We start from the raw sequence: 26400 nt of genomic DNA, 5'->3' as shown, positions 1-26400 counted from the left end.
CCGCACTCGAGGGGCCTGCCCCCGGTGGAGCGCCCGCAGAGAACGGCACTGCTACCGCAGCTTGACGACGACGGCGGTGGCCACCGCCGCGATCCCCTCGCCGCGGCCGGTGAATCCGAGCCCGTCGCTGGTGGTCGCCGAAACGCTGACCGGCGCGCCGGCGGCCTCGCTGAGCACCGACTCGGACTCGGACCGGCGCGGCCCGAACTTGGGCCGGTTGCAGACCAACTGGACCGCGATGTTGCCGATCTCAAACCCCGCCTCGCGGACGATCCGCGCGGCTTCCGACAGCAACCGGACCCCCGAGGCGCCGGCATACTCCGGACGGTCGGTGCCGAAGTGCGTGCCGAGGTCTCCGATCCCGGCCGCGGAGAACAGCGAATCCGCGGCGGCGTGCGCGGCGGCGTCGCCGTCGGAGTGGCCGGCCAGGCCGCGCTCCCCCTCCCACAGCAGGCCGCCCAGCCACAACGGCTGGGGGTCGGATTCCGGGGCGAAAGCGTGGACGTCCACTCCGATTCCGGTGCGCGGGAGGGGATACGGGAAGTCGGGCACGGTCAGCCTTTCATGACGGGTCGGGGCCGGTCGGCGGCCAGCAGGGCCTCCGCCACGGCCAGATCCAGCGGCGTGGTGATCTTCAGGGCCCGCGCGGAGCCGGGCACCAGCATCACGTCGATGCCGTGGCGCTCCAGCAACAGGGCTTCGTCGGTGATGGCGGCGGCCTCCTCGGGGGCCATGCCGGCCAGGCTCCGGTGCGCCTTGGCCAGGGTTGCCGCGTCGAACCCTTGCGGTGTCTGCACGGCGCGCAGCCGGGTTCGGTCCACGGTGGCCGCCACCTTCTCCGGCGAGATTTCTGCCCCGGCACCGGTGCTCGGCGCGGCCTCCTTGATGGTGTCCACCACCGGGACCGCAGGAACGACGGCGCGCGCGCCGGCCGCCAGCGCGGCGGCGACCCGTTCGAAGACCTCGGGCGGGGTGAGCGCCCGGGCCGCGTCGTGCACCAGGACCGCGGACATGCCGTCGCCCAGCCCGCGGAGCGCGGCGGCGACCGAGGCGGCCCGGGTGGCACCGCCGTCGACCGTGGAGATCGTGGTGTCGGGATACTGCGCGGCGAAGCCCGCGCAGAGCTGCCGCAGGGCGGTGTCGCCGGCCGGGACGGCCACACAGATCCGTGACGCGATGCCGGCCGCCAGCACGCCCCGCAGGGCGTGGGAGAGGATCGGTTCGCCCGCCAGCGTGACCTGGGCCTTGGGCAGGCCGTAGCCGAGGCGGGTGCCCGAGCCGGCCGCCACGATGATCACGCCCAGGGAGGTGTTTGCTGTGCTCACCCCTTTAGCCTAATGGTCCGCCGCCGGGCGGTTCGGCCACGAAAAAGCGGCCGGCATCCAGTGCTGGATGCCGGCCGCTTGGAGCGCGGTCAGGAGGCGAGAACCTCGTCGAGGACCTCTGCTGCCTTGTCTTCGTCGGTCTTCTCAGCCAGGGCGAGTTCGGAAACCAGGATCTGGCGCGCCTTGGCCAGCATCCGCTTCTCGCCCGCGGAAAGGCCGCGGTCGTGGTCCCGGCGCCACAGGTCGCGGACAACTTCCGCCACCTTGATGACATCGCCGGAGGCCAGCTTTTCCAGGTTCGCCTTGTAGCGGCGGGACCAGTTGGTCGGTTCCTCGGTGAACTCGGCACGGAGCACATCGAACACATGCTCGAGGCCTTCCTTGCCCACCACATCGCGGACGCCGACCAAATCCACGTTCTCCGCCGGTACTTCAATCGTCAGATCGCCCTGGGCAACCCGGAGCTTGAGATACATCTTCTCTTCACCCTTGATGGTACGCATTTTGATCTCTTCGATCTTTGCGGCACCGTGGTGAGGGTAAACAACTGTCTCGCCGACCTCAAATACCATCTGTAGTATCCCCTTTCCCGACCACCAGTTTATCACGGATGGTTTGGCCACTTCCGCGAGTTTGCAGGCCTGTACGCCCGTCCGAGCGCTAGAATGCCGCGCTTTACCCCCTTGACGGATCTCGGATTTGGTGCTTCGCCCGCGGGTACCTACCGGCGTCGAATCCTACTTTTCACCGGTTTGCCGATAGGCTAGGCGAGGCAAGCTGCCTAGATCTGCAGCACCGCACCTGATTTTTGACTGAGGAGTTTCTGCCGTGAAGATTGCGCCGAAGAACCGTGTGCAGCGCACCCTTGTAGCAGGCGCCGCCGCGCTCACCCTGCTCGCATCGACCGGATGCGGCGCAATCAACGAACAGGCCACCACCAAGTCCTACTCCGCCAGCGACGGCATCGTGGCCAACGTCGGCTCGGTCGGACTGCGCAACCTGTTGGTCGTCGCGGAGTCTGCCGACGCCCCCGCCCGTGTCCTCGGCACTGCCTTCAACACCTCCGATTCTCCCGTGCAGTTGGCCCTGACCGGCCCAGGCAGCACCGCCACCGTCACCATCCCGGCAGACGGGAAGGTCATCTTCGAAGAGGATGAGAACGAGACCATCGTCGGCAGCCCGGGTGCCGCTCCCGGCGCCCTGGTGGACATCACCGTCCGCGTGAACAACGAGTCCGCCGACGTGCTGGTGCCGGTGCTCGACGGCACGCTGCCGGAGTACAGCAGCTTCGTCCCGTCGCCCAAGCCCACCGAGACCGCGGCGCCGACCGAGACCGCCGCCCCCACCGACGGCGCCACCGAAGAGCCGACGGGCGAGGCCACCGAAGAGGCCGGCGCCTGACTCGACCGCCAATGTTAAAAGGCCGGGCCGCTTCCTTTCGGGAAGCGGCCCGGCCTTTCTTTTACGCTGATTCTCGGGCTTTACGGTTCGAACTTGTAGCCCAGCCCGCGCACGGTGACCAGGTAGCGGGGCGCGGAAGGATCGGGTTCGATCTTGCTGCGCAGCCGCTTGACGTGCACGTCCAAGGTTTTTGTGTCGCCCACGTAGTCGGAGCCCCAGACGCGGTCGATCAGCTGCCCGCGCGTCAGCACCCGGCCGGAGTTGCGCAGCAGCATCTCCAGCAGTTCGAACTCCTTCAGCGGCAGCGACACCGGTTCGCCGTCCACGCTGACCACGTGCCGTTCCACGTCCATCCGCACCGGTCCGGCGGAGACTGCATTGGGCACCAGTTCTTCCGGTTCGGCCTGGCGGCGCAGTACCGCGCGGACCCGGGCCACCAACTCGCGCGAGGAGTAGGGCTTGGTGACGTAGTCGTCGGCACCGAGTTCGAGTCCCACCACCTTGTCGATTTCCGAGTCCTTGGCGGTGAGCATGATGACCGGAACGGCGGAGCGTTGCCGCAGCTGCCGGCACACCTCGGTTCCGGACTGTCCCGGCAGCATCAGGTCCAGCAGGACCAGGTCCGCTCCGGAGCGGTCGAACGCAACGATGGCGTCCAACCCGTTATCCACCACCTCGACTTCGAAGCCCTCTTTGCCCAACAGATAGCTCAACGGATCGCTCAGCGATTCTTCATCTTCGACGACCAGAATGCGGGTCAAGCACCGACTCCTTGTTCATGCGCCACACCGGCGCCCTGCGTGCGCGGCTCCACGGATTCTGTGGTGCCGCCGTCTTCCTGCTCCATTTCCGGCAGCCGCACGGTGAAGGTGGAGCCCTGTCCGGGCTGCGACCACACCGATACTTCCCCGCCGTGCTGGGAGATGACGTGTTTGACAATGCTCAGGCCCAGGCCGGTTCCCCCGGTTTGCCGCGAGCGGGCATCGTCGATCCGGTAGAACCGTTCGAAGATGCGGTCTTGCTGTTCGGGGGTGATGCCCGGGCCCTGGTCGGTCACCGAGACGGTGGCCAGACCTTCGCGCACGCGCAGCCCCACACCCACTTTGCTCCGTTCGGGCGCGTAGCGGATCGCGTTGTCGATCAGGTTCCGGAACGCGGTGGTCAACAGTTCGGCATCGCCGAAGACCGGCCCGTCGATCTTCCCGCCCACCGACAGTTCGATGTGCCGGCTTTCGGCCATCAGCTTGTTGCGGTCCACGGCCTCGGCCACCACGGCATTCAAATTTACCTCGGTACCGTCCTGCACCACGTCCGCGCCCTGCAGCCGGCTCAACTCGATGATGTCCTGCACCAGGGCGCCCAGCCGGCGCGATTCCTTGTGCATGCGGCCGGCGAAGCGGCGCACCGCTTCCTCGTCGTCGGCGGCGTCGTCAATGGCCTCGGCCAGCAGCGAGATGGCGCCGACCGGGGTCTTCAACTCGTGGGACACGTTCGCCACGAAGTCGTTGCGCATGGCTTCGGTGCGGGTGATTTCCGTCCGGTCATCGGCCAGCAGCAGGATGTACTCCTCGCCGATCGGCGCCACGCGCACCTGGACCACAATGGTGCCCTGGCCGAGCGGTCCGCGCGGCAGCTCCAGCTGCCGCTCCTCGATCACGCCGTCGCGCCGCACCCGGGCGGTCAGGTCGAGCAATTCGGAATGCACCACGGTGTGCCCGCGGACCAAACCGAAGGCATAGGCGGCGGGGCTGGCCCGGACCACGCCGTCGATCGCGTCCACCACAACGTAGGCGCGGCCGACGACGGACAGCACCTCGGCGGCACCGTCCGGCAGCGTCGGTTCGTCCACTTCCTGCAGGCGCCGCCGTTGGCGATCGCTCAGGCCGAAGGCGAGCACACCGAAGCTGCCCAGCACGAGGCCCACGAGCCCTGCCAGCAAGCCGAATATCAGTGGATCCACGCCTCTAGCTTAGGCGCAGCCGGGCATGGCCCAAGGCCGTTCCGGTAGCAATCGCCTCTCCGTTCAACTAACGTTCACTTGAGGTGGCGTAATAGTTCACCACGGGCTGAGAGGGTATGAAGCCAGTGGGATGCTAGGACCCCTATGCTCCACGTACACAAGCGAAAGGACGCCAGTGCGCAAGGTTTTCCAGGCCGAGCTCCATCAAGTCGGAGAGCAGCTGGTCGAGATTTCCCGGTTGGTCACCGAGGCAATGCAGAAGGCAACCACGGCGCTCGACACCGCCGACATCGATCTGGCCCAGGAAGTCATTGCCGCCGACGCCCGGATCGATTTCCTCCAGACGGACCTGGACGAGCGTTCCATCGACATCCTGGCGCTGCAGGGTCCGGTCGCCTCGGACCTGCGGATGATTGTCGGCGCCCTGCGGATGAGCGCCTCGCTGGAGCGGATGGGCGACCTCGCCCGGCACATCGCGCAACTGGTCCGGCTGCGTTATCCCGACCTCGTGATCCCCGCCTCGCTGCGCGACACGTTCCGGGAGTTCGCCGAGAAGGACATTGCGATCTCCGAGAAGCTGACCGAGCTGCTCGAGACCCGCGACCTGGACCTCGCCGCCCAGATCGACACGTACAACTCCCGCATCAATGAGCTGCATGCCGGCGTCTTCAAGGCGATTGCCGATCCGGCCTGGAACTCCTCCGGGCCGACCACCGTGGACGTCTCGCTGGCGAGCCGTTACTTCGAGCGTTTCGCCGACCACGGCGTCTCCGTGTCCCGCAAGGTGACCTACCTGGTCACCGGCGAGTGGCGCCCGAACGGCCAGTCCGTGTAACGCCAGGAACTTAAGCAGGAAGGCCGGCTCCCCGCGGGGAGCCGGCCTTCCTGCTTAAGCGTGTGGCTGTTTCTTGGCGTGTGGCTACTTCTTGCCCTGGTTCGCCACGGCCTGGATGGCTTCCGCCGCGGCCGCGGCATCCAGGTAGGTGCCGCCGGCGGTGACGGGCTTTAGGTTCTCGTCCAGCTCGTACACCAGCGGGATGCCGGTGGGGATGTTCAGCCCGGCGATGGCTTCGTCGCTGATGCCGTCCAGGTGCTTGACCAGTGCGCGCAGCGAGTTGCCGTGCGCGGCCACCAGCACCGTCTTGCCCGCCTTGAGGTCCACGGAAATGTCTGATTCCCAGTACGGCAGGAAGCGCTCCAGGACGTCCTTGAGGCATTCGGTCCGCGGCACGGCGTCCCCCAGGTCCGCGTAGCGGGGATCGTTCGCCTGCGACCATTCGCTGGCGTCGTCCAGGGCGGGCGGCGGCGTGTCGTAGGACCGGCGCCAGACCATGAACTGTTCCTCGCCGAACTCGTTGCGGATCTGCGCCTTGTCCTTGCCCTGCAGGGCGCCGTAGTGGCGCTCGTTCAGCCGCCAGCTGCGCTTGACGTCGATCCAGCTGCGGTCGGCGGCCTCCAGCGCGAGGTTGGCGGTGACGATGGCCCGCTTCAGCCGGGAGGTGTACAGGACGTCGGGAAGCAGATCGTGCTCGACGAGCAGCTCGCCGCCGCGGTGCGCTTCCTTGCGTCCCAGGTCGGTCAGCGGGACGTCGACCCAGCCGGTGAACAGGTTCTTTTCGTTCCAGTCGCTCTGCCCGTGGCGCAACAGGACCAGCGTGTGTTTCGAAGTGGAAGTCATGGCTGCCATCCTAGCGGAGCAGCGCGTGGCACCGGCGGCAGCGGCAGGACATTACGGAGCCGAACCCGGGCGCAGCCCCGCTGTTCCTGCGAGTGAGCCTGCCCGTATTCGGCCCGTAACGGCCGAGGCCGTCGCGGTGCGGCTGGGGAAGTCACCCGTGGCGTGGCACGCCTCGCGCCCGCGGGCTGAATGAGGCAGAACCTACCAGGGGTAGGCGGACCCGCCGCCCTTGACCTCGATCAGAGCGGGCTTGACGTCCGCCAGGTACACGCCGGCAGCGGCAACGGCGGCCAGCTGGAAGATCATCCACGTGCCCAGCCCGCCGGCGCCCAACGCGGCCAGGGCCCCGACCGCCGTGGAGGCTGCCAGCACGCCGACCCAGAAGCCCTTGGTCTTCTTGAACGCGGCCTGGAAGTAGTCGGCCTTGCGGCCCACGCAATCCGCCAGCGCCCACAGCTCGATGACCAGGGCAACCAGCCCCAGGACCGTGTAGAGCCAGAATTGGATGTCGTAGGCGAGTAGCACGGGTTAAGCCTAACCGGTGGGGGTGTGTTTCGGCAGCCTCACACGTCCGCGGCGGCGAGTGCCTGGTCCAGGTCCGCCCATAGGTCCGCGGGATTCTCGATTCCCACCGACAGCCGCAGCAGGTTCTCCGGAACGCTCTCGGGCTCGTTGACATGGCGGCGGCGCCGCTCGATCAGCGATTCCACGCCGCCCAGCGAGGTCGCCGGCAGCCACAGCCGGAGCGCGTCTATGACCTTGTCCGCGGCCGCCGCCCCGCCCCTGACCTGAATCGCGATGATGGAGCCAAAGCCGTCCATCTGCGCGGCTGCGCGGGCGTGCCCCGGATCTTCGGGCAGGCCCGGGTAGCGCACGGCCTCCACGGCCCGGTGGTGCTGCAGTTTCCGGGCCAGCTCGCCGGCGGTGGCCTGCGACCGCTCCACCCGCAGCGCCAGGGTCCGCACGCCGCGCAGTGCCAGCCAAGTCTCGAACGGTCCGGCGATGGCCCCGCGCAGCGACCGGTGCATCAGCAGCTTCGAGCGCAGGTCCTCGTCGGACGTGACCAGGGCGCCGAGCACCACGTCCGAGTGGCCGGCCAGGTACTTCGTCACCGAATGCACGACGACGTCGACCCCCGCCGCCAGCGGACGCTGGCCCAAGGGTGTGGAGAAGGTGTTGTCCGCGACCACAAGGGCGCCGGCGGCGTGGGCGGCCCGGGCGAGCACCTCCATTTCGGCGATCTCGAGCATCGGGTTGGTCGGGCTTTCCAGCCAGAGCATGTCCGCGCCGCCCAACTGCGCCGTCACCGCGGCGGTGTCCGCGATGTCCACGGTGCGCAACTGCAGTTCGCCGCGTCCGGCCATCTGCTCGGCAATGGCCAGACTGCCCTGGTAGCTGTGCCGCGGCATCACCAGCACGCCGCCGGGAGGGAGCAGCGACAGCGCGGCCGAAACGGCCGCGAGCCCGGACGCGAAGACCAGGCCGGGCAGGGACGCGCCTTCCAACTCGGCCAGGGTTTGTTCGAACGGATCCCAGGTCGGGTTGGAGTAGCGGCCGTAGGCGCGGTCCCCCTGCACCACCTCGCCCCGGCCGAAGAACGTGGAGGACAACACCAGCGGCGGATTGACCGGTGCGTCGTGGTCGCGCGGCGGCCGTCCGGAGGAAACCACAACGGTGTCCGGGGCGAGTTGCCCGGCATCCTGGCGGCCGTGGGAGAAGGCGTCGGTCATGACAGCACATTAGTACCGCCGCCATCCACACGCTAACTGTGACCGTCCCGCGGGCCCCGGCGATTCCCGCTAGGCTAATCAGGTGAGTTCCGACCGCCAGCCCGCCACCGCACGCGGCCTCTTTATCGCATTCGAAGGCGGGGACGGGGCCGGGAAATCAACCCAGGCCGCCGCCGTCGAACAGCGTTTGCAGGGGATGGGCCGGACGGTGCTCCGTACCCGCGAACCCGGCGGCACCCCCGTGGGGGAAAAGCTGCGCGCGCTGGTGCTCGAACACGGCCACGGCGAGATCGACGCCCGCACCGAGGCCCTGATCTTCTCCGCCTCCCGGGCCGCCCACGTGGAACAGGTCATTCGGCCGGCGCTGGAGCGCGGCGAGGTGGTGGTCTGCGACCGGTTCATTGACTCCTCGGTGGCATATCAGGGTGCCGGCCGCGGGCTCGGCCTGGTGGCCGTGCGGGAGCTCAACCTGTGGGCCACGGCCGGGCTGCTGCCCGACCTGACCGTGCTGCTGGATGTCGCCCCGCAGCAGGGCCGCGAGCGGCGCACGGCCGGGGATGCCGCCGAGGACCGGCTGGAGTCCGAGGCCGACGACTTCCACTCGCGCATCCGGGACGCCTTTGTGGAACTGGCCGGCGCGGCCCCGGAGAAATACCTGGTCCTGGACGCCGCCGCCGACCGCGACGACCTGACCGCGGCGATCATGGCCCGGCTGCGGGAGCTGCTGGCATGAGCGTCTGGTCCGACCTGCCCGGCCAGGCCGCGGTCATTGAACAGCTCAGCCGGGCCGCGGCGGCCGAGCGCCCCGCGCACGCCTGGCTCTTCACCGGCCCGCCCGGCTCCGGCCGCAGCAACGCCGCCAAATCCTTCGCCGCGGCACTGTTGTGCGACCACGCGGATCCGGCCGAACGCGGCTGCGGGGCCTGCCATGCCTGCCGCACGGTGCTGGCCGGTTCCAACGCCGATGCCACCCTGGTGGCCACCGAAAACGTGACGTTCTCCATCCAGGAAATGCGCGAACTGGTCGGCAAGGCGCAGGACAAACCGTCGTCGGGGCGCTGGCGCGTGATCATCATCGAGGACGCGGACCGGATGACCGAGCGCACCACCAACGTGCTGCTCAAGGCCATCGAGGAACCGCCGCCGCGGACCATCTGGATCCTGTGCACGCCCAGCCCGGCGGACGTCCTGGTGACCATCCGCTCGCGCTGCCGCCCGGTCAGCCTGCGCATTCCGCCGCCCGACGACGTCGCCGCCCTCCTGGTCCGCCGGGACGGCGCGGATCCCGAACTGGCCGGCTTCGCCGCCCGGGTCTCGCAGAGCCACATCGGCGTGGCCCGACGCCTGGCCACCGACGCGGATGCCCGCCACCGCCGTGACACCATTGTGCGGCTGCCGCTGCGGCTGCGCGGCGTGGCCGACGCCGTCACCGCCGCCGGCGAACTCGTGGAGATCTCCAACGCCGACGCAGCGGCCGCCTCCGAACAGCGCAACGAGGCCGAGCGCGAGGCGCTGCTGGTCGCGCTCGGGGCACCCGAGAAGGGCGCCATGCCGCCGGCCATCCGGAGCCAGCTCAAGCGGCTGGAGGAAGACCAGAAACGCCGCGCCAAGCGCAGTGTCAGCGACTCGCTGGACCGGGTGATGATCGACCTGAGCACGTTCTTCCGCGACGTGCTCACCCTCCAGCTCGGTACCGGCACCGAACTGGTCAACGAATACCTGCGCCCGGACCTGACCGCCTATGCGGAACGATCCACCCCCGAACAGACGTTGGGCAGAATGGACGCCATTGCCCAGGCCAGGCAGCGCCTGGGCACCAACGTTGCCCCCGTCCTGGCCATGGAAGCCATGGCCGTCAGCCTGCTCTGAGTCCGCCCCGGACCCGCACACAGCACTATCCAGGAGCCGCCCGCATGCCCCGCACCCGCCCCAGGCACCCCGCTTCAACAGCGCGCCGTTCCGCAGCAGCGGTGCTGGCCGCCGTCGTCCTCCTGCTGGGCACCGGCTGTTCCGTGTTCGCCCCGGAACGGGAGCGCGAGGCCGCGGACCCGGCGCAGGTCACCAACGGCGTGGCCGAAGAACTGATGCCGTACTACACGCAGGACGTCGACTGGCAGCCGTGCGAGAACGGATTGGAGTGCGCCGACGTCGACGTGCCGCTCGACTACGCGGACGCCGGCGGCGACAGCATCCAGATAGCCGCCATCCGCAGCGACGCCGGCGGTTCGGCGCAGGGCTCGGTCCTGGTCAATCCGGGCGGCCCCGGCGGCTCCGGCTACGACCTGCTGCGCGACGGCCTGCAGACGATGTTTTCCGAGCGGCTCCGGAGCGAGTACGACCTGGTCGGCTTCGATCCGCGTGGCGTGCAGCGCTCGGCGCCGGTGACCTGCCAGACGGACGCCGAACGCGACGAGTCCCGGCAGACGGAGTATGACCGCGACTCGGTCAAGGACCTCCAGCGGGCGATCGACGACGCCGCCGAGCTCGCCGCCCAGTGCGCGGAGAAGACCGGCGAGGTCCTGGGCCACGTGGACACGGTCAGCGCCGCCAAGGACATGGACATCATCCGGGCCGTCGTCGGCGACGAAAAGCTGAACTACCTAGGCTTCTCCTACGGCACGTTCCTGGGTGCCACCTACGCGGGGCTGTTCCCGGAGCGGACCGGCCGGATGGTGCTCGACGGTGCGCTGGATCCCTCGCTGAGCAACGAGCAGATCACGCTGGGCCAGGCCGCCGCCTTCGAGGACACCATCCACGCCTACGCGGAGTTCTGCCTGGAGAACGCGGGCTGCCCGATGAGCGGCAGCGTGGACGACGCCGTGGCGCAGCTGCGCGACCTGATCCGCTCGGTCGAGGAGAGCCCCCTCACCGCATCGGACGGCCGCCTGGTACCGGTCGGCACCTTTGTCTCCGGCCTGCTGGTTCCCCTGTACGACGACGCCAGCTGGCCGATCCTCACCCAGGCGCTGACCAGCGCGTTCCAGGGCGACCCCAGCACCGTGTTGCTGCTGGCGGACAGCAGCGCCGGCCGCGATTCCGACGGCCGCTACACCAGCAACAGCACGTTCGCCTTCATGGCGGTCAACTGCCTGGACTATCCGATGGAGACCGATCTGGCCGCCATGCGCGAGGACGCCAAGGAACTAGAGCAGGCCTCCCCCACCCTCGGCCGCTACCTGGCCTACGGCGGGGCGAACTGCAAGAACTGGCCGTACGAGCCGACCGGTGAACGCGCCCCGATCCACGCCGAGGGGGCGGCGCCGATGCTGGTGATCGGCACCACCGGCGACCCGGCCACCCCCTACGAGTGGGCCGAAGCCATGACCGCGGACCTGGCGTCGGCCACGCTGCTGACCTACGAGGGCGAAGGCCACACGGCGTACGGGCGCGGCAACACCTGCATCCGCGACGCGGTGGACAACTACTTCGCCGACGGCACCATGCCGGCCGAGGGCACCGTCTGCTCATGACCCGGCGCGGGCCGGTCGTTTTGACCGGCCCGGCACGGCTCCCATATAGTTGTTCTTCGTGGATTCGGCCCGGAAACGGACATAGTCCCCGCCTCCTTAGCTCAGTCGGTAGAGCGTTTCACTCGTAATGAAAAGGTCGCCAGTTCGATTCTGGCAGGGGGCTCCATCTCCCGGGACTCCCCGGTTCCACCAAAGCCCCGGCGCATGCTCATGGCGCCTGCTGCGCGAAACTAGTGGTTTCAGCGACTTTCACACGATGATCCACGTCTGAGACTTCATCGCGGCGCCCCGGACGGCCTCTCCTCGCATTGGAACCCGTCGGCACAGCCGAGTTCCCGAGCGGGTCTGCCGTTCCGAACCGGCCACCACTCTGCGTGCAGACCGTAGCCGGGTCGCGTCAGAATCGCCGCAGGCGTTGAGCACCATCCGCCAACCCCTGACCTGAGAGGGTCTCCGGAGAACCACTATTGACCTCATTACCGGCGGTCATCTCTTCATCGTGCAGACCGACCAGTCGGTCTGTCCTGCTGGTATGGTTTCCGTATGTCGAATAGGGATCACATTCTGCGCACTGCCCGACAGCTCGCCATCAACTCCAAGTCCATACCCTCCATGGATGCAATAGCGGCAGCCGCCGGAGTGTCCAAGGGCGGCTTTACGCACCACTTCAAGACGAGGGCAGCCCTGATCGAAGGTCTTGCAGCACAGGCTATTGAGTCGATGGATGAAGCCCTTAGCGCTGCTGCCGAGAGGGGTGAAGTCGTGGCAACCTGGCTGCGCGTCTCAATGTCACGGGATGACGCTGACCTGTACAGGGCGCTCCTGATGTCATTCGCCGACCTCGGGGAAAAAGCCCAGGCGTTGCTGAATCAGTCCGCGGAGGCATCGGAACGATGGGAGCGCCTGCTTGCGGACGAGCTCGGCGACCCAGTGGCGGCCTCGGTCGTCCGTCTCCTTGGAGACGGCATGGTCATGAACTCGCTGACCCGTGACAACCTTCCGTCGCTCGAGGATATCCTTGCGTGGCTGGAGCTGAGGAAGACCGCGCCGTGAGCACCGGCCTCCTGTGGTCGATCCTGGGGCTGGCTCTGGCCGACAGCCTGAACCCGGCGACCATCGTGACCATCACGCTCATCCTTCTCACCGTCCGCACGCATCCGGTGGCTTCAGCGGTGTCGTTCGTCTTTGGTGCCTTGAGCACCGTCTTCATGCTCGGCCTGATCATCTTCCTGGGAGCGGGAGCAGCGGCCGACGCCGTGAGCGACGGGCTTGTCTGGCTACGTAGAATCGTCTTCCTGATAGCCGCGATCACGCTGTTCGTCGCGAGCTTCCGGCGCCTCAAGGATCGCGAGCGGAAGGGCATAGGTTTGCCGTCCTGGTTTGGGCTGGGGACAGCGCTCCCTTTCGGCGTACTGGTCACCGGGGCCGATCTCCCGAATGCATTCCCGTATTTCATCGCGATCGAGCGCATGGTGGATGCGGATACCTCCACCGGCACGGGCCTGCTTGTCCTCGCAGGATACGCAGTCGTCTACTGCGTACCGTGCCTCATTCTGCTCGCCCTCGGCATCGCTCACGGAGAAAAAGTTCGCATCCGATTGCAGAAGGTCTACGAGCGGTTTGCAACAGGCACGGTGAAAAAATCGATTCCTTCGGCGCTTGCATTATTCCTGCTCGGCATAGGCGTCCTGGCCATCGTGCTCTGGCCCTAACCCCCATCGATCAACGGCGCATACAGCGGAGGCAATCCAAAGCCGGGGTTCGAATATACAAGGGCCGAGCAGCATCTTCCCCAAAGCCCTCAGTGCTTGCGACACTGCAGTATGGCCATGGACTCCCCAGACCAGCACTCGGGCCCTTCACAGCAACCTCCGGATTCCGTCGAGAATGACTTGCTTGCCGTCGCAAGGGGCTGGGCGGAGTCAATCGTCAGTAACGATGCGGACCGCATTGCCACCTTCGTCACCGAGGACTGGGTCATTGTCTCTGAATCCGGAGTCTCCCCTGGGGGAAAGTTCCTCACCCTCGTCGCATCTGGTGACCTGACTCATACAGCCATGGACGTTGTGGGGCATACCCAAATCCGCGTTTGGGGTGACACCGCGGCCCTGACGTCGCGCATCACCAGCACCGCACACTATTTAGGCCACCAAAGCGACGCCGACGAGTGGACCACGGACGTCTTCGTAAAACGGGACGGCCGTTGGTTGTGCGCCCTCACCCACTACACGACCGCCAACCCATCGTCCTGAACCCTGCGAGCGGCGGCAAAGGATTTGGGTACGGTCGGCGACGTCGCGGAGCAGCTGCGATCGTGCGTCTTCGCCGCCGCGGGAGTCGGGAAAAGAGCTTTCCGCTGGCTGTGCGCTAGAAGCGACTAAAGCGGCCGTCGTGTTGCCGGGCAGGGTGCGGGTCAGCGCTTCAGGCCGGCCAGCAGGCGCTCGGCATCGGTTAGGTCCGCGAGCACGACGGCGGCGCGGCGGCGCACGTTCTCGACGCCGGCTTCGTAGCCTTGGCTGCCGCCAAGCCTGACCATCGCCGCGGCCTGGGCGGCCGCCGCCAGAGAGTTGCCGGCCCTGGAAAGGCTTCGGTGGACATCTGCCAGCACGCCGCCGGGAATATCCAAGCCGTCGGTGGGATGCAGCGACTGGGCGGTTGTGCAGCAGCTGCGCACCCGCGGCAGGAGGCCGGCCAGCTGGTCGGCTATCGGCAGCAGCTCGCCGTAGAGGCCGTCGTCCTCCACGCCCTCGAGGACCTGGTGGTAGCGCTCCAAGGCACGCCGGAAACGGTCGTGTGCGCGGCGCCAAATCCCCTTGCCGAGTTCCTTATCCTCCCGGCGGGCCTGCCGGGCGGCACCGAAGAGCGCCACCGGCCCTACAGGTACTGTCCGGGTCCGGTGTGCCGTTCGCCGCCCTGCGCCGAGCCGGCGTTCTCCCCCTCGGCTCCGGTGGCCCGGCGCGGTTCACCGTCGTCGCCAATCACGACGCCGGGCGCGATCATGGTGCCGGGCGGCAGTTGGCGCATTTGCATGCGGGCCGCCATCTGCTGGTTGAGGGCCTGCTGCGCCGCGATGGCGGTCTGGATGCCGTGGAAGAGGCCCTCCAGCCAGCCGACCAGCTGCGCCTGGGCGATGCGCAGCTCGGCGTCCGACGGCGTGGAGTCGTCGGTGAACGGCAGGTTGATCCGGTGCAGTTCCTCGATCAGCTCCGGTGCCAACCCGTCCTCAAGCTCCTTGACGGACCGCTCATGGATTTCGGCCAGCCGGACGCGGGCTGCATCGTCCAGCGGGGCGCTGCGCACTTCCTCGAGCAGTTGGCGGACCATCGTGCCGATCCGCATGACCTTCGCCGGTTCATCGACCAGGTCGGCCAGCGCCGAATTGCCGCGGCCGGACCGCCGCGCGGCGGGACCCGGCCCCGGGTTCAGTGGCTCTCCGCCGGCCGGGCTGTGGCCGCTGGGCAGCGCGGGGAGGATGACCGGTTCTGCCGGCTGCGGCGTCTGCTCTTCGCTCATGTTTTCATCTTGCCAGAGACGGACAGTGGGCGCAGAGCATATCCGGTCAGCAGCAGCGTCCCTGCGGGTTGTTCTCCTGCCGGTCCGTCTTGTCCCGCCAGAACTCGCGCTCGCTCATCGGCTCCGTGCGGGGATGTGCCCGCCGGTGGTGCCGAAGATAGTCCTGATAGGCGTGCTCGCCCATCACCCCTTGGAAGAACCAGGCGAACCTCTGCCAGCCGCTCCGGGCCATGGGCCAGATGACGCCGGACATCAGTGCCCCGCCTTGGTGCGCCCGGTATCGGCGGGCAGCTCGTTCCATTGTTTCTCCAGTTCCTTCTCCGGCCGGGTAGCCACGAGGCCGGACGGCGCGTAGATGGCGGAGACCACCGCGGGGTCCTCGTGCGAGGGTTCCCCGCCCAGCCGCCAAGACTTATAGGTGGCGATGAGTGCGGTGGCGATGACGATGATGGTCAGCACCACGAACACGATGGACAGCGTGCCCTGAACCCCGGTGTTGCGGACCACCGCCTCCATTTCCGCCACCGAGGCGGCGTTCCCCAGGCTCGTCTCGCCGGCCGCCAGTGCCTCGCGGTGGGCGATGTGATTGGCCCAATAGCCCACCTTCACATCGGGGCTGAAGATCTTCAGGATCGAGGCCCAAATGGTGATGACGGCGGCGAAGGCCAGCGGCAGCCCGATGATCCACAGGTATCTAAACGCCCCGCGCTTGGCCGCGATGGCGAGGCAGACCGCGAGCGCGATGGCCGCCAGCAGCTGGTTGGCGATGCCGAAGAGCGGGAAGAACGTGTTGATGCCGCCCAGTGGATCCGTGACGCCCAGGATGAGAATGTAGCCCCAGCCCGCCACCATGATGGCCGTGCAGATCCAGACGCCGGGACGCCAGGACATGTTCTTGAATTTCGGCAGGACGTTGCCGACGGTGTCCTGCAGCATGAAGCGGGCCACGCGGGTGCCGGCGTCGACCGCGGTGAGGATGAACAGCGCCTCGAACATGATGGCGAAGTGGTACCAAAAGCCCATCATCCCGATGCCGCCGATCAGCCCCTGCATGATGTGAGCCAGGCCGACGGCGAGGGTGGGCGCGCCGCCGGTGCGCGAAACCACCGATTCCTCGCCGACATTGCTAGCCAGGTCGGTGAGCATGTCCGGTGTCAGGTTGACGCCGGCCAGGCCAAGGCCGTTGACGAAGGCCACTGCGCCTTCGACCGTGCCGCCGGTGGCCGCCGCGGAAGCGTTCATCGCGAAGTAGATACCGCGGTCGATCGAGATGGCCGCGACCAGCGCCATGATAGCCACGAAGGACTCCATCAGCATTCCGCCGTAGCCGATGAAGCGGGTCTGCCTCTCCTTCTGCACCATCTTGGGCGTGGTTCCCGAGGAAATCAGCGCGTGAAATCCCGAGAGTGCGCCGCAGGCAATGGTGACGAAGAGGAAGGGAAACAGCGAACCGGCCACCACGGGGGCGTCGTCGCGGCCGGCGAACTCGCTGAACGCCGGCACGTTGATCTCCGGGCGCACGAGCACGATGGCCAGCGCCAGCATCAGGATGGTGCCGATCTTCATGAACGTGGAGAGGTAGTCCCGCGGGGCCAGCAGCAGCCACACCGGCAGTACCGCCGCGATGAAGCCGTAGATGATGATGCCCAAGGCGATGGTGGTCCTGTCCAGTGTGAAGACCGCTGCGCCCCACTCGGTGTCCGCGATCATCCCGCCGCCGATGATGGCGGCGATCAGCAGCACGAAGCCGATGAGGGAGACCTCGCTGACTTTGCCCGGCCGGAGGAAACGCAGGTAGATGCCCATGAAGATGGCGATGGGGATGGTCATCGCCACCGAGAAGACGCCCCATGGCGATTCGCCCAGGGCGTTTACCACTACCAGGGCCAGGATCGCCACGATGATGATCATGATGGTCAGCGTGGCGATCAGGGCAGCCGTGCCGCCGATGACGCCGAGTTCCTCGCGGGCCATCTGGCCCAGCGAACGGCCGCCGCGGCGCATGGAGAAGAACAGCACCAGGTAGTCCTGGACCGCCCCGGCCAGGACCACGCCGACGATGATCCACAGGGTGCCCGGCAGGTAGCCCATCTGCGCCGCGAGGATGGGACCGACCAGCGGACCGGCGCCTGCGATGGCGGCGAAGTGGTGGCCGTAGAGCACGCGGCGGTCGGTTGCGACGAAGTCCTTGCCGTCCGCGTTGTACTCAGCCGGCGTCGCCCTCAGGTCGTTGGGGCGGGTGAGCTTGTTCTCGATGTACTTGGAGTAGAACCGGTAGGCGATGAAATACGTGCAGACGGCCGCGAAGACGAACCAGATGGCGTTAATCGTTTCTCCCCGCGAAAACGCCAGGAAGCTCCAGCTCACGGCCCCCAGCAGGGCGATGGCCACCCAGATCACGATCTTGGTCGGGGTCCACCTGTGGGCATCGGCCTCCGCGGCCGGGTCCAGCGCCACCGGCGGCAGGGTGGGATCCTGCACCAGGACGTCGGATGCGGGACCATTCCTCTCGGGTTGCCCGGGCCGGGGTCCGCTAAATTTCTCGCTCATGATGCTCCCCTCATGGAACGCCGTCCGCTTTTACGCAGCACCGTAGCAGCGACGCCGCTTGGAGGGAACGGGAAGGGCGATTTCAGGAGGTAGTGAGCAGGATCTTGCCGGTGTGTTCGCCGGAATCGAAGTACTCGTGGGCCGCCGCCGCGTCCGACAGGACGAACGTGCGGTGCACCTGGGGCTTGACGTCGCCGGAGACGACCAGCGGCCAGACATGCTCGGCTACCGCCTGCATGATGGCGGCTTTCTCCTCTGCGGGCCTGGCCCGGAGGGTCGTGCCGATGACCGCCCCGCGTTTGGCCATCAACTGGCCGAGGTTCAGTTCGGCCTTGGCCCCGCCCAGCAGCCCGATCACCACCAGCCGCCCGGAGGTGGCGAGAGCGTCCACGTTGCGCTGCAGGTATTTGGCGCCCACCACGTCCAGGATGACGTCGGCGCCCCGGCCTCCGGTGGCGTCCTTGATCCGCTCGACGAAGTCTTCCTCGCGGTAGTTGATCAGCACCTCGGCGCCCAGCCCACGCGCGACGTCGAGCTTTTCCCGGCTGCCGGCCGTCACCGCAGGGATCGCACCGAACGCGGCAACCAGCTGGACGGCCATCGTGCCGATGCCGCCGGCACCGCCGTGGATCAGCACCGTTTCCCCGGCCTGCACGCCCGCGGCCATGAAGAGATTGGAAAAGACGGTGGCCGCCACCTCCGGCAGGGCCGCGGCCGTCACCACATCGATTCCCCGCGGGACCGGCAGCACCTGGCCCGCCGGAACGGCCACCTGCTCGGCGTAGCCGCCGCCGGCCAGGAGGGCGCACACTTCGTCGCCCACCCGAAGCCCGCCGACGCCCGGGCCGACCGCGGCTACCCGGCCCGATACTTCCAGGCCCGGGATCTCGGATGCGCCGGGCGGCGGCGGGTAGACGCCCAGGCGCTGCTGGACGTCGGCGCGGTTGACGCCCGCGGCGGCGACGTCGATCACCACCTCGCCCTCGGCCGGTTGCGGGGCTTCGGAGTCCCGCATGCTCAGGACCTCGGGTCCGCCTGCTCCGTCGTAGAAAACCGCCTTCATACCAGCCTTTCGCCTTGTCCGGGGCATCAAAACCCCGGTGCCTGCGCGCTTTGCCCGGGTAGTCCCCTCCGTGTCAGACTACAAGGTGAGGAAGGTTGTCCGAGCGGCCGAAGGAGCTGGTCTTGAAAACCAGTAGGCGGTAACCCCGTCTCATGGGTTCAAATCCCATACCTTCCGCTTCCCAGCAGGTGTCCGGGCCGTTCGGCCCGGGCACCTGCTGCATTTGTGCTCCCGAACCGGGCCGCCGTCCCGGCCCCGTCGTGCCGGAGGATCCGACGTCGGCCATCCGGCGTCAAGTATTCTGGCCCGGCGCTCCCCCGGTATACCCTCGGCTAGGAGTCGTTCGCACCAAAGCTTGAGGAGTCCCCCGTGCCCTGCCTGCCAGCACCTGTCCGCCGCCCGCTCAAGGCGGCCGCCGCCGTCGTTCTTCTGGCGTTGCTCAGCGGATGCGGGGGTGAAACGGAGGAACCGCCGCGGGATGAATCCGGTGCCGTGACGGAGGCCGCCGCTGCCGGTGCCTACGCGATCAAGGTGGGCGACTGCCTGAACAATCCGGACACCGACCGCCTGACCGAGGTGGAGTTCGTGCCGTGCGACCAGGCGCACGAACTGGAGGCGTTTGCCGCCAGCAACCTGCCCGAGGGTGATTTTCCCGGGGACGAGGAAGTGGCGGCCAAGGCCGAGGAGTTCTGCGTGGCCGAGTTCGAAGCCTTCGCCGGCATCCCCTACGACGATTCGGCCCTGGAGCTGACCTACCTGAACCCGACCGAGGCCAGCTGGACCGGCGAGGAGGACCGGGAACTGCTGTGCCTGCTGGGCGAGGAAGGCTCGAAGCCCGTCACCGGCACGCTCAAGGACGCCCGGCGGTAGCTTCCCGGCGGTAGCTTCGGCGGCAGCGTTCCGACCGTCTCCGGGCTAGCTTCGCGAAGGTAGCTCCCGGACACCGCCCGGCGCCGCCTTCCCGGAGGTCGCTCCGGCCCTCCTGTCAAGGGCGAAAGCCCTTTCCCCGCTGGATTTAAACGTTCTGTCATAGAAGTCTTCCACTGCTTCTGGCCCTCGGGTAACCTCCCGTTCATCCGTGCCCGCTGGACTGGGGGGCGGTGCGCCCTGTGCACCGTGCAACCAGCTGTGCCGCAGCCCTTCCCTGCGGTGCGAAAAGCATTACTTCCACCTGAGAGATAGGGCCACATGGCTACTTCATCACCGAAGACCGCGCTGGCGGCGGTCCTGACGGCAGGCTTGGTGGCGGCGCCTTTCGCCGCGTTGCCTGCGCACGCGGCCGACCCGGTCGAGCTGAACCTGCTGAGCATCAACGACTTCCACGGGCGCATCGATGCGAACACGGTCAAGTTTGCAGGCACCGTGGAACAGCTCCGCGCGCAGAACCCCGAGGGGACGCTGTTCACCTCCGCCGGCGACAACATCGGCGCCTCCGTCTTCGCGTCCTCCACGCAGCAGGACCGGCCGACCATCGATGTGCTCAACGCCCTGGAATTGGCGACGACGGCGGTGGGCAACCACGAGTTCGACGGCGGCTTCGCCGACCTGGCCGACCGCGTGGCCGCCGCGTCCAACTACCCGCAGCTGGGAGCCAACGTGTACCGGGCCGGCACCACGGAGCCGGCCCTGCCCGAGTATGAGCTGGCCACGGTCAACGGCGTGAGCGTCGGCGTGATCGGAGTGGTCACCGAGGAAACCTCCTCGCTGGTGTCCCCGGGCGGAATCGCGGAGCTGGAGTTCGGCGACCCGGTGGACGCCGTCAACCGGGTGGCGGCCCTGCTGACCGACGGCGAAGGCGACGAAGCCGACGTCATCATCGCGTCCTTCCACGAGGGAGCGAACACCAACACCGATCTGGGCGGCGCGGCAGGCGCCAGCGCCGTGTTCAACCGGATCGTCAACGAGACCAGCCCGGACGTTGACGTCATCTTCAACGGCCACACCCACCAGGCCTACAGCTTCGACGCCCCGGTCCCGAGCGCGGAGGGCAAGACCCGGCCCGTGGTGCAGGCCGGCTCCTACGGCGAGAACATCGGCCAGGTGCAGCTGAGCTATGACGCCGGGACAGACGAGGTCGTGGCGCACACCGGGGCCGTGGTGCCGCGCACCAAGACCGCGGACGGGGACCTGGTGGCCGACTATCCGCGGGTCGCCGAGGTGTCAGCGATCGTCCAGGCCGCACTCGAGCACGCCGCGGAGATTGGCGCCCAGCCCGTCGGCTCCGTCACCGCCGACATCACCACCGCGTTCCTGCCCGACGGGCCGGATGCCGGCACGGAGCCGGACCGGGACGACCGCGCCTCCGAATCGACGCTGGGCAACCTGGTCGCCGACTCGCTGCTGGCATCGCTGTCTTCCGCCGAACGCGGCGGCGCGGAAATCGGCGTGGTGAACCCCGGCGGCCTGCGCAACGAGCTCTACTACGCGCCCGACGGCACGGTCACCTACGCCGAGGCCAACGCGGTGCTGCCCTTCCTGAACAACCTGTGGACCACCACGCTGACCGGCGCGCAGGTCGAGGCCATGCTGGAGCAACAGTGGCAGCGCACCGCCGCCGGCGACGTGCCGAGCCGCGCCTATCTGCAGCTTGGCCTGAGCAAGAACGTCAACTACACCTACGACCCGGCCCTGCCCGAGGGCGAGCGCATCACCGGCGTCTGGGTCAACGGCGAACCGCTGGATCCGGAACGCGGCTACCGCGTAGGCACCTTCAGCTTCCTGGCCCAGGGCGGCGACAACTTCCACATCTTCAACGACGGGACCGACACCCGCGACTCGGGCCTGGTGGACCGCGACGCGTGGATCGCCTACCTTCGGGGCAACAGCCCGCTCTCCCCGGACTTCGCCCGCCGCAGCGTGCAGCTCACCGGCGCCCCCGAATCCGTCAGTCCCGGCCAACAGGTCAGCGTGCAGGTCGCCAAGCTGGACCTGACGTCGCTGGGCGCCCCGGTGACCACCGAGGTGTCGCTGGCCTACGTCGACGCCGCGGGCACCAGCACCGCACTGGGCACCTTCCCGGTGGCCGACGGCGCTGCCTCCATAGAGTTCACCGCACCGTCCGCGCTGGACGGCGGCTACTTCCAACTGACCGCGGACGCGTCCGGAACCACCTTCCGGCTGCCCGCCGCCCCCATCGCCGGAGAGACCGGCGGCGACCATGTGGTCATCAACGAGGCGTACCTGTCCGGCGGCAGCGCCGGCGCGGCCTACCGGAACAAGTTCGTGGAGCTGTACAACCCCACGGATGGCGACATCAGCCTCGACGGCTGGTCGCTGCAGTACCGCTCGGCCACCGGCACCGGAAACCCGAGTGCCGTGACAGAACTGTCCGGCAGCATCAAGGCCGGCGGACACTACCTCGTGCAGGCCAATTCGAACGGCAGCTCCGGCGAAGAGCTGCCGGAACCGGACCTCGTGACCGGCATGGCCCCGTCCGGCACGAGAGGAACCCTCGTGCTATCGAACCAGGCCGGTGCGGTGGCGGACCTGGGCACCGGCTCGGTCGTCGACCGCGCCAACGTGGTGGACCTGTTGGGCTACGGCACCTCGAACACCTTTGAAACCGAGGCGGCCCGGGCGCCGGACAACAACCAGGACGTCCGGTCGCTGAACCGCGCCGACGGAACGGACACCGACAACAACTCCGCGGACTTCAGCCTCAGCGAAGACATCACCCCGCAGGGCACCGGCGGGGGTGACGGCGGCGGCGATCCCGATCCGCAGCCGCGGTCCGTGGCCATCGCCGAGATCCAAGGCACCGGCATGCAGTCCCCGCTGGCCGGCCAGACCGTGGCCACCCGGGGCGTGGTCACCGCCGCCTACGCCACGGGCGGCTTTGACGGCTACTACATCCAGACGGAAGGCACCGGCGGCGACACCGACGTGGCAGCCCGGACGGCGTCCGATGCCGTCTTCGTCTACTCCCCGGCCACCGTCGGCCAGGTGGAGGCCGGCGACTTCGTGGAGGTCACGGGCAAGGTCAGCGAGTTCCACGGGCTGACCGAGCTCACCGTGGCCGCCGACGGACTGAAACTGCTCACCGAGGCGGCCGCGGCCCCGAAGGCGGCCGCCATCGGTTGGCCCGCCACCGACGACGAGCGCGAGAAGTTTGAGGGCATGCTGCTGGCTCCCCAGGGCGGCTTCACCGTCACCGACAACTACTCCCTGAACCAGTATGGTGAAATCGGCCTGGCCGCCGGAAACTCCCCGCTGGTGCAGCCGACCGCCGTCGGGACCTACGGTTCGGACGCGTTCTGGGCCGAAACCGAGAAGAACGCCGCCTTGGCAGTCACGCTGGACGACGGCTCAAGCGTCAACTATCTCGGCGCCGACGCGAACAAGGACATCCCGCTGCCCTACCTCTCCGCCGACGATCCGGTCCGGGTCGGGTCCCCCGCCGCGTTCACCACGGACGTGGTGCTGGACTACCGCTTCAACCTGTGGCGGTTCCAGCCGCTGGGCCACCTGACGGTGGAGAACGCCGGAACCGTCCAGCCGGCGTCGTTCCAGGACACCCGCACCGCCTCCCCGGAGGAGGTGCGCGGGGACGTGAAGGTCGCGTCGTTCAACGTGCTGAATTACTTCAGCACCACCGGCGATCAGGTGGCGGGATGCGGTGCCTTCACGGACCGCGACGGCAACCCGATCACGGCCCGCAACTGCGATGCCCGCGGTGCCTGGGACGCGGAGAACCTGGAACGCCAGCAGGCCAAGATCGTGGCGGCCATTAATGCGCTGGACGCGGACATCGTGGCGCTGGAGGAGATCGAGAACTCCGCCCAGTTCGGCAAGGACCGCGACGCCGCCCTTGCCACGCTGACTAAGGCACTGAATGCGGATCTGGGCGACACCCGCCACGAAGGCAAGCATTCGGGCAAGGGGCCGCAGCACGGCGGCTGGGACTACGTCCGGTCCCCGGAGGAGCTGCCGGCGCTGGCGGATGAGGACTTCATCCGCACGGCCTTCATCTACAAGAAGGACGCGGTGAAGACGGTCCAGGAGTCGGTGATCCACAACGACAGCGAGGCCTTCGCCAACGCCCGCAAGCCGTTGGCCCAGGCCTTCAAGGCGAAGAACGGCGCCTCGGATACCTTCATCGTGATCGCCAACCACTTCAAGTCCAAGGGTTCGGGCCCCAACTCGGGCGAGAACGCCGACCACGGCCAAGGCGCCTGGAACGCCGCCCGCACCGCGCAGGCGCATTCCCTGGTGAACTTCGCGGATCGGCTGCAGGAGCAGTTCCGGACCGACAAGGTGCTGCTGACCGGCGATTTCAACTCCTACGCGAAGGAGGACCCGATCAGGGTCCTGACCGACGCCGGGTACGTCGACCAGGGCGCCAAGACAGGCGAGCACAGCTACAGCTTCGGCGGCATGGTCGGCTCGCTGGACTACATCTTCGCCTCGCCCGCCGCGGACGCGAAGGTCATGGGCGCCGACATCTGGAACATCAACTCGGTGGAGTCGATCGCGTTGGAGTACAGCCGGTACAACTACAACGCCACCGACTTCTATGCGCCGGACCCCTACCGGGCCAGCGACCACGATCCGATCATCGTGGGCCTGGACGTGGGCAAGGACCGCGGCAACAGCGGCGGCGGCAACAGCGGCGGCGGCAAGCGCTAGTACCTGGAAGGACGAACAGGCCCTCCCACCCGGGAGGGCCTGTTTTGTTCCCCGGCGATGACGGAGCGTCGCTGGCCCCCGCTGGCGACGACGTCGGTGTCCGCCTGCTCGGAGCCGGCCAGGCTCCTGTTGTCGGCCGCCGCCAGGATGGCGCGCGCTATCCGGTCCGCATCCTGCAGCGTGCGCCCGCCGGTGTCGCCCGGTGCTCCGGCCTCGGCGGCGATCGATGTGCCCCACTGCACCGAGGACAGCTGCAGTCCGATCACGTACAGGCTCCGGGCCGGATGGCCGTTTCGGTCCAACGGACGGTACGGCGGCAGCGTTACGTCCAGGCCCGACCCGGTCACCGGCTGCCCGTTGGGGCCGACCATCAGCCTCGGCCGGACCAGGCCGTCCTCGAGCATCCGCCGGAGCAGCGGAGACCGGTTGTGCGCCACCCGGTTGGCCGGCATCATCGCCTCCACCAGGTACGCCCCGGTGTATTCGGCTCCGTCGACCCACGGCGACGTTACCCGGAACCGGCCGCTGTCCGGGTCAACCTCGTAGACCGGTTCCGGCCCGGCGAACCGGACGATGCCGGCCCGCGCCAGGGCGGCCAGCTGCTCGATGCGCTGGGCAGGCGGTCCGCTGGCCAAACCTTCGACCAGCGGTTCAAACCAGCCGCGCAGTTCGGCCAGCCAGGATTCCTCCGTGATGCCGCCGTCGGCCACAATCTTCTTTAACAGCGAGCGCCCGGCGTTGAGTGCCCCGATGGCCATCTTGAGCGGGTCGTCGGTGCCGCGGGCGGAACCTTGGGCATCGTCATCCAGATAGTCCAGCACCGCCTGCTGGTAGTCCGCCTCGGCGGGGAACTTGCGCCCGCTAAACGGCTTGGCCAGTGCCTCCACGTCCAGCAGCCGGTGCCCGGCGACCCGTTCCGACAGGTAGGCTCCTGCCCGCACGAGCAGGGTGCGGCTGCCCGGCTCCGTTTTCTCCGCCAGCAGTTGCTCCAGTCCGGCCAGCAGCTCATCCGGCGGCACGCTCAGACACTCAGGTTCCACCCGCGCGAGCGTGGAGTAGTAGGCCCAGTAGACGTCGCGGTGCAGCATCGGCCACAGGTCGTGGTCGAAGCCGGGCTGCACGCCGGCTTCGGCGAACAGGCGGGCCGCGTGCGTGGTGAAATGCCGCAGCTCCACGCCGGCCGGGATGTAGCTGTCGATCCGGGCCTTCGCCCGGTACGGCGTGCCCCGGCGGGAGCCGGCCACCAGCCGCGGTTCCTTCCCCGAGGGGACGTAGCGCAGCGGCTCGGTGTCCGTCGCCGGGAGGAATCGTCCGCCGCGGCCCTCGGTGACCTGCACCATCAGGTCGAAAAAGTTCAGCCCCATGCCGCGCACCAGCACCGTGCGGCCGGGCGGGAGCCGGTCCCAGTCCACGTCGGCCGGCACATTGGGCGGCAGGTAGTTCAGGCCGTGCCGGGCCGCTGCATCCTGAAGCTGCTGCTGCTCCGGATTCAGCGCCGCGGGGACGTGCCCCAGGGCAAGCACCACGGCGTCCGCCGCCACGGTGGCACCGTCGGCCAGCTCAAGCTGCCATTCGCCGTCGTGCTCCGAGAGACCGGTGGCCTCCGCGGGATGAACGGTGAGGGAGACGTCGGCCCCGGTCCGGGCGGCCAGTTGCGCGAAGGTCCAGGTCAGGTAGCGCCCGTAGAGTGCCCGGCTGGGGAAATCGGCCGGCCCCAGCGCAGCGGCTTCCTCGCGGTCGTCCTGCGGCACCTCGGGAAAGCTGCCGCCCGCCACGGCGGAGCGCCAGGCCTCGAAGGTCATGCCCGCCACCGGATCGGGGCCCACCTGCTCCGTCCCCGGGGCCGGCACCACCGTGGGGAACAGGCAGGGGGTGTTCATCAGGAACAACCGGGACTGGCCCGGCTGCCAGACATGCCCCGCGCCGGGCGGGTAGGGATCGATCAGGTGGATCCGCAGCCGCGCCCCGCCGTGGGCCCGGTGGTTGGACAGCAGCCGCTCCAGCATGGAGGTGCCCCGCGGGCCGGCGCCCACGATCGCCACACGGTAACTGCCCGGATTGTCCATCCGTCTAGCCTACGGGTTG

24 protein-coding genes and 2 tRNA genes are annotated in these 26400 nt (G+C 68.3%); 12 read left to right on the top strand and 14 right to left on the bottom strand.

Features of this window, described 5'->3' with window-relative positions; translation table 11 throughout:
* Window positions 1–51: 51 nt before the first annotated feature.
* From ispF to AC5RVZ_RS26465, 3 genes are all read right to left on the bottom strand, one after another.
* Window positions 52–552 carry a 2-C-methyl-D-erythritol 2,4-cyclodiphosphate synthase gene (gene ispF / locus AC5RVZ_RS26475; protein ID WP_494068584.1) on the bottom strand — a complete coding sequence of 167 codons (501 nt, stop codon included), beginning with the start codon at window positions 550–552 and terminating at the stop codon, window positions 52–54.
* A 2-nt stretch (window positions 553–554) separates the two neighbouring features.
* On the bottom strand, window positions 555–1325 hold the full coding sequence (ispD, locus tag AC5RVZ_RS26470; RefSeq protein ID WP_494068583.1) for a 2-C-methyl-D-erythritol 4-phosphate cytidylyltransferase: 771 nt from the start codon (window positions 1323–1325) through the stop codon (window positions 555–557).
* 89 nt (window positions 1326–1414) lie between these two features.
* Window positions 1415–1897 carry a CarD family transcriptional regulator gene (locus AC5RVZ_RS26465; RefSeq protein WP_127513280.1) on the bottom strand — a complete coding sequence of 161 codons (483 nt, stop codon included), beginning with the start codon at window positions 1895–1897 and terminating at the stop codon, window positions 1415–1417.
* A gap of 256 nt (window positions 1898–2153) precedes the next feature.
* On the opposite strand from AC5RVZ_RS26465, the gene AC5RVZ_RS26460 reads away from it, so the two are divergent.
* Window positions 2154–2726, top strand: coding sequence for a hypothetical protein (locus AC5RVZ_RS26460; protein ID WP_494068582.1), 573 nt, complete (start codon window positions 2154–2156; stop codon window positions 2724–2726).
* An 80-nt stretch (window positions 2727–2806) separates the two neighbouring features.
* On the opposite strand, the gene AC5RVZ_RS26455 is transcribed toward AC5RVZ_RS26460, so the two are convergent.
* Both AC5RVZ_RS26455 and AC5RVZ_RS26450 read right to left on the bottom strand, forming a co-directional pair.
* Window positions 2807–3487 (bottom strand): winged helix-turn-helix domain-containing protein, encoded by a 681-nt coding sequence (locus tag AC5RVZ_RS26455; RefSeq protein WP_494002323.1) that lies wholly within the window; start codon window positions 3485–3487, stop codon window positions 2807–2809.
* Window positions 3484–4677, bottom strand: a complete 1194-nt coding sequence (locus AC5RVZ_RS26450; protein WP_494068607.1) for a sensor histidine kinase — start codon at window positions 4675–4677, stop codon at window positions 3484–3486. The genes AC5RVZ_RS26455 and AC5RVZ_RS26450 overlap by 4 nt, the downstream gene beginning before the upstream one ends.
* 184 nt (window positions 4678–4861) lie before the next feature.
* On the opposite strand from AC5RVZ_RS26450, the gene phoU reads away from it, so the two are divergent.
* On the top strand, window positions 4862–5521 hold the full coding sequence (phoU, locus tag AC5RVZ_RS26445) for a phosphate signaling complex protein PhoU (RefSeq protein WP_494002321.1): 660 nt from the start codon (window positions 4862–4864) through the stop codon (window positions 5519–5521).
* 84 nt (window positions 5522–5605) lie between these two features.
* Here the strand turns inward: phoU and AC5RVZ_RS26440 are convergent, their stop codons facing one another.
* The 3 genes from AC5RVZ_RS26440 to AC5RVZ_RS26430 form a co-directional block, all read right to left on the bottom strand.
* The gene (locus AC5RVZ_RS26440) at window positions 5606–6364 is read right to left on the bottom strand and encodes a phosphoglyceromutase (protein WP_494068581.1); all 759 of its coding nucleotides are present in this window, start codon (window positions 6362–6364) and stop codon (window positions 5606–5608) included.
* 201 nt (window positions 6365–6565) lie between these two features.
* On the bottom strand, window positions 6566–6889 hold the full coding sequence (locus AC5RVZ_RS26435) for a DUF2516 family protein (RefSeq protein ID WP_494068580.1): 324 nt from the start codon (window positions 6887–6889) through the stop codon (window positions 6566–6568).
* A 38-nt stretch (window positions 6890–6927) separates the two neighbouring features.
* Entirely contained in the window at window positions 6928–8094 is a 1167-nt protein-coding gene (locus tag AC5RVZ_RS26430) for a trans-sulfuration enzyme family protein (RefSeq protein ID WP_494068579.1), read from the bottom strand.
* Between the two features lie 82 nt (window positions 8095–8176).
* Here AC5RVZ_RS26430 and tmk point away from each other — a divergent pair, with 82 nt between their 5' ends.
* The 7 genes from tmk (at window position 8177) to AC5RVZ_RS26395 (ending at window position 13816) form a co-directional block, all read left to right on the top strand.
* Window positions 8177–8827 carry a dTMP kinase gene (gene tmk / locus AC5RVZ_RS26425; RefSeq protein ID WP_494068578.1) on the top strand — a complete coding sequence of 217 codons (651 nt, stop codon included), beginning with the start codon at window positions 8177–8179 and terminating at the stop codon, window positions 8825–8827.
* The gene (locus tag AC5RVZ_RS26420) at window positions 8824–9963 is read left to right on the top strand and encodes a DNA polymerase III subunit delta' (protein ID WP_494068577.1); all 1140 of its coding nucleotides are present in this window, start codon (window positions 8824–8826) and stop codon (window positions 9961–9963) included. Before tmk ends, AC5RVZ_RS26420 begins: the two co-directional genes overlap by 4 nt.
* Before the next feature lie 44 nt (window positions 9964–10007).
* Entirely contained in the window at window positions 10008–11564 is a 1557-nt protein-coding gene (locus AC5RVZ_RS26415) for an alpha/beta hydrolase (protein ID WP_494068576.1), read from the top strand.
* A 90-nt stretch (window positions 11565–11654) separates the two neighbouring features.
* Window positions 11655–11730, top strand: a tRNA-Thr gene (locus AC5RVZ_RS26410).
* 377 nt (window positions 11731–12107) lie between these two features.
* Complete coding sequence (locus tag AC5RVZ_RS26405; protein WP_494068575.1) at window positions 12108–12617, top strand: TetR/AcrR family transcriptional regulator; 510 nt, start codon at window positions 12108–12110, stop codon at window positions 12615–12617.
* A complete protein-coding gene (locus AC5RVZ_RS26400; RefSeq protein WP_494068574.1) occupies window positions 12614–13276 on the top strand; it encodes a GAP family protein in 663 nt (220 codons plus the stop codon). The genes AC5RVZ_RS26405 and AC5RVZ_RS26400 overlap by 4 nt, the downstream gene beginning before the upstream one ends.
* A gap of 111 nt (window positions 13277–13387) precedes the next feature.
* Window positions 13388–13816 carry a nuclear transport factor 2 family protein gene (locus tag AC5RVZ_RS26395; RefSeq protein ID WP_494068573.1) on the top strand — a complete coding sequence of 143 codons (429 nt, stop codon included), beginning with the start codon at window positions 13388–13390 and terminating at the stop codon, window positions 13814–13816.
* Between the two features lie 161 nt (window positions 13817–13977).
* On the opposite strand, the gene AC5RVZ_RS26390 is transcribed toward AC5RVZ_RS26395, so the two are convergent.
* The 5 genes from AC5RVZ_RS26390 to AC5RVZ_RS26370 all read right to left on the bottom strand — a co-directional run bounded on the left by AC5RVZ_RS26390 (window position 13978) and on the right by AC5RVZ_RS26370 (window position 18690).
* The gene (locus tag AC5RVZ_RS26390) at window positions 13978–14433 is read right to left on the bottom strand and encodes a hypothetical protein (RefSeq protein WP_494068572.1); all 456 of its coding nucleotides are present in this window, start codon (window positions 14431–14433) and stop codon (window positions 13978–13980) included.
* 5 nt (window positions 14434–14438) lie between these two features.
* The gene (locus AC5RVZ_RS26385) at window positions 14439–15077 is read right to left on the bottom strand and encodes a bacterial proteasome activator family protein (RefSeq protein ID WP_494068571.1); all 639 of its coding nucleotides are present in this window, start codon (window positions 15075–15077) and stop codon (window positions 14439–14441) included.
* Window positions 15078–15123: 46 nt separating this feature from the next.
* Window positions 15124–15330, bottom strand: a complete 207-nt coding sequence (locus AC5RVZ_RS26380; RefSeq protein WP_494068570.1) for a YbdD/YjiX family protein — start codon at window positions 15328–15330, stop codon at window positions 15124–15126.
* Entirely contained in the window at window positions 15330–17627 is a 2298-nt protein-coding gene (locus AC5RVZ_RS26375) for a carbon starvation CstA family protein (protein ID WP_494068569.1), read from the bottom strand. Before AC5RVZ_RS26375 ends, AC5RVZ_RS26380 begins: the two co-directional genes overlap by 1 nt.
* An 82-nt stretch (window positions 17628–17709) precedes the next feature.
* Window positions 17710–18690: an NAD(P)H-quinone oxidoreductase gene (locus AC5RVZ_RS26370; protein WP_494068568.1), complete on the bottom strand. Its 981-nt coding sequence runs from the start codon at window positions 18688–18690 to the stop codon at window positions 17710–17712.
* Window positions 18691–18779: 89 nt separating this feature from the next.
* Here AC5RVZ_RS26370 and AC5RVZ_RS26365 point away from each other — a divergent pair.
* The 3 genes from AC5RVZ_RS26365 (at window position 18780) to AC5RVZ_RS26355 (ending at window position 24315) form a co-directional block, all read left to right on the top strand.
* A tRNA-Ser gene (locus AC5RVZ_RS26365) sits at window positions 18780–18867 on the top strand.
* 192 nt (window positions 18868–19059) lie between these two features.
* The gene (locus tag AC5RVZ_RS26360) at window positions 19060–19560 is read left to right on the top strand and encodes a septum formation family protein (protein WP_494068567.1); all 501 of its coding nucleotides are present in this window, start codon (window positions 19060–19062) and stop codon (window positions 19558–19560) included.
* Window positions 19561–19878: 318 nt separating this feature from the next.
* Complete coding sequence (locus AC5RVZ_RS26355; protein WP_494068566.1) at window positions 19879–24315, top strand: ExeM/NucH family extracellular endonuclease; 4437 nt, start codon at window positions 19879–19881, stop codon at window positions 24313–24315.
* On the opposite strand, the gene AC5RVZ_RS26350 is transcribed toward AC5RVZ_RS26355, so the two are convergent.
* A complete protein-coding gene (locus AC5RVZ_RS26350) occupies window positions 24312–26381 on the bottom strand; it encodes an FAD/NAD(P)-binding protein (protein ID WP_494068565.1) in 2070 nt (689 codons plus the stop codon). The genes AC5RVZ_RS26355 and AC5RVZ_RS26350 overlap by 4 nt on opposite strands.
* Between the last annotated feature and the right edge of the window lie 19 nt (window positions 26382–26400).

The sequence above is a fragment of the Arthrobacter sp. Cza30 genome, from assembly GCF_059090765.1.
The sequence above is the reverse complement of the archived record's forward strand: the minus strand, read 5'-3'. Positions and strand labels throughout refer to the sequence as shown.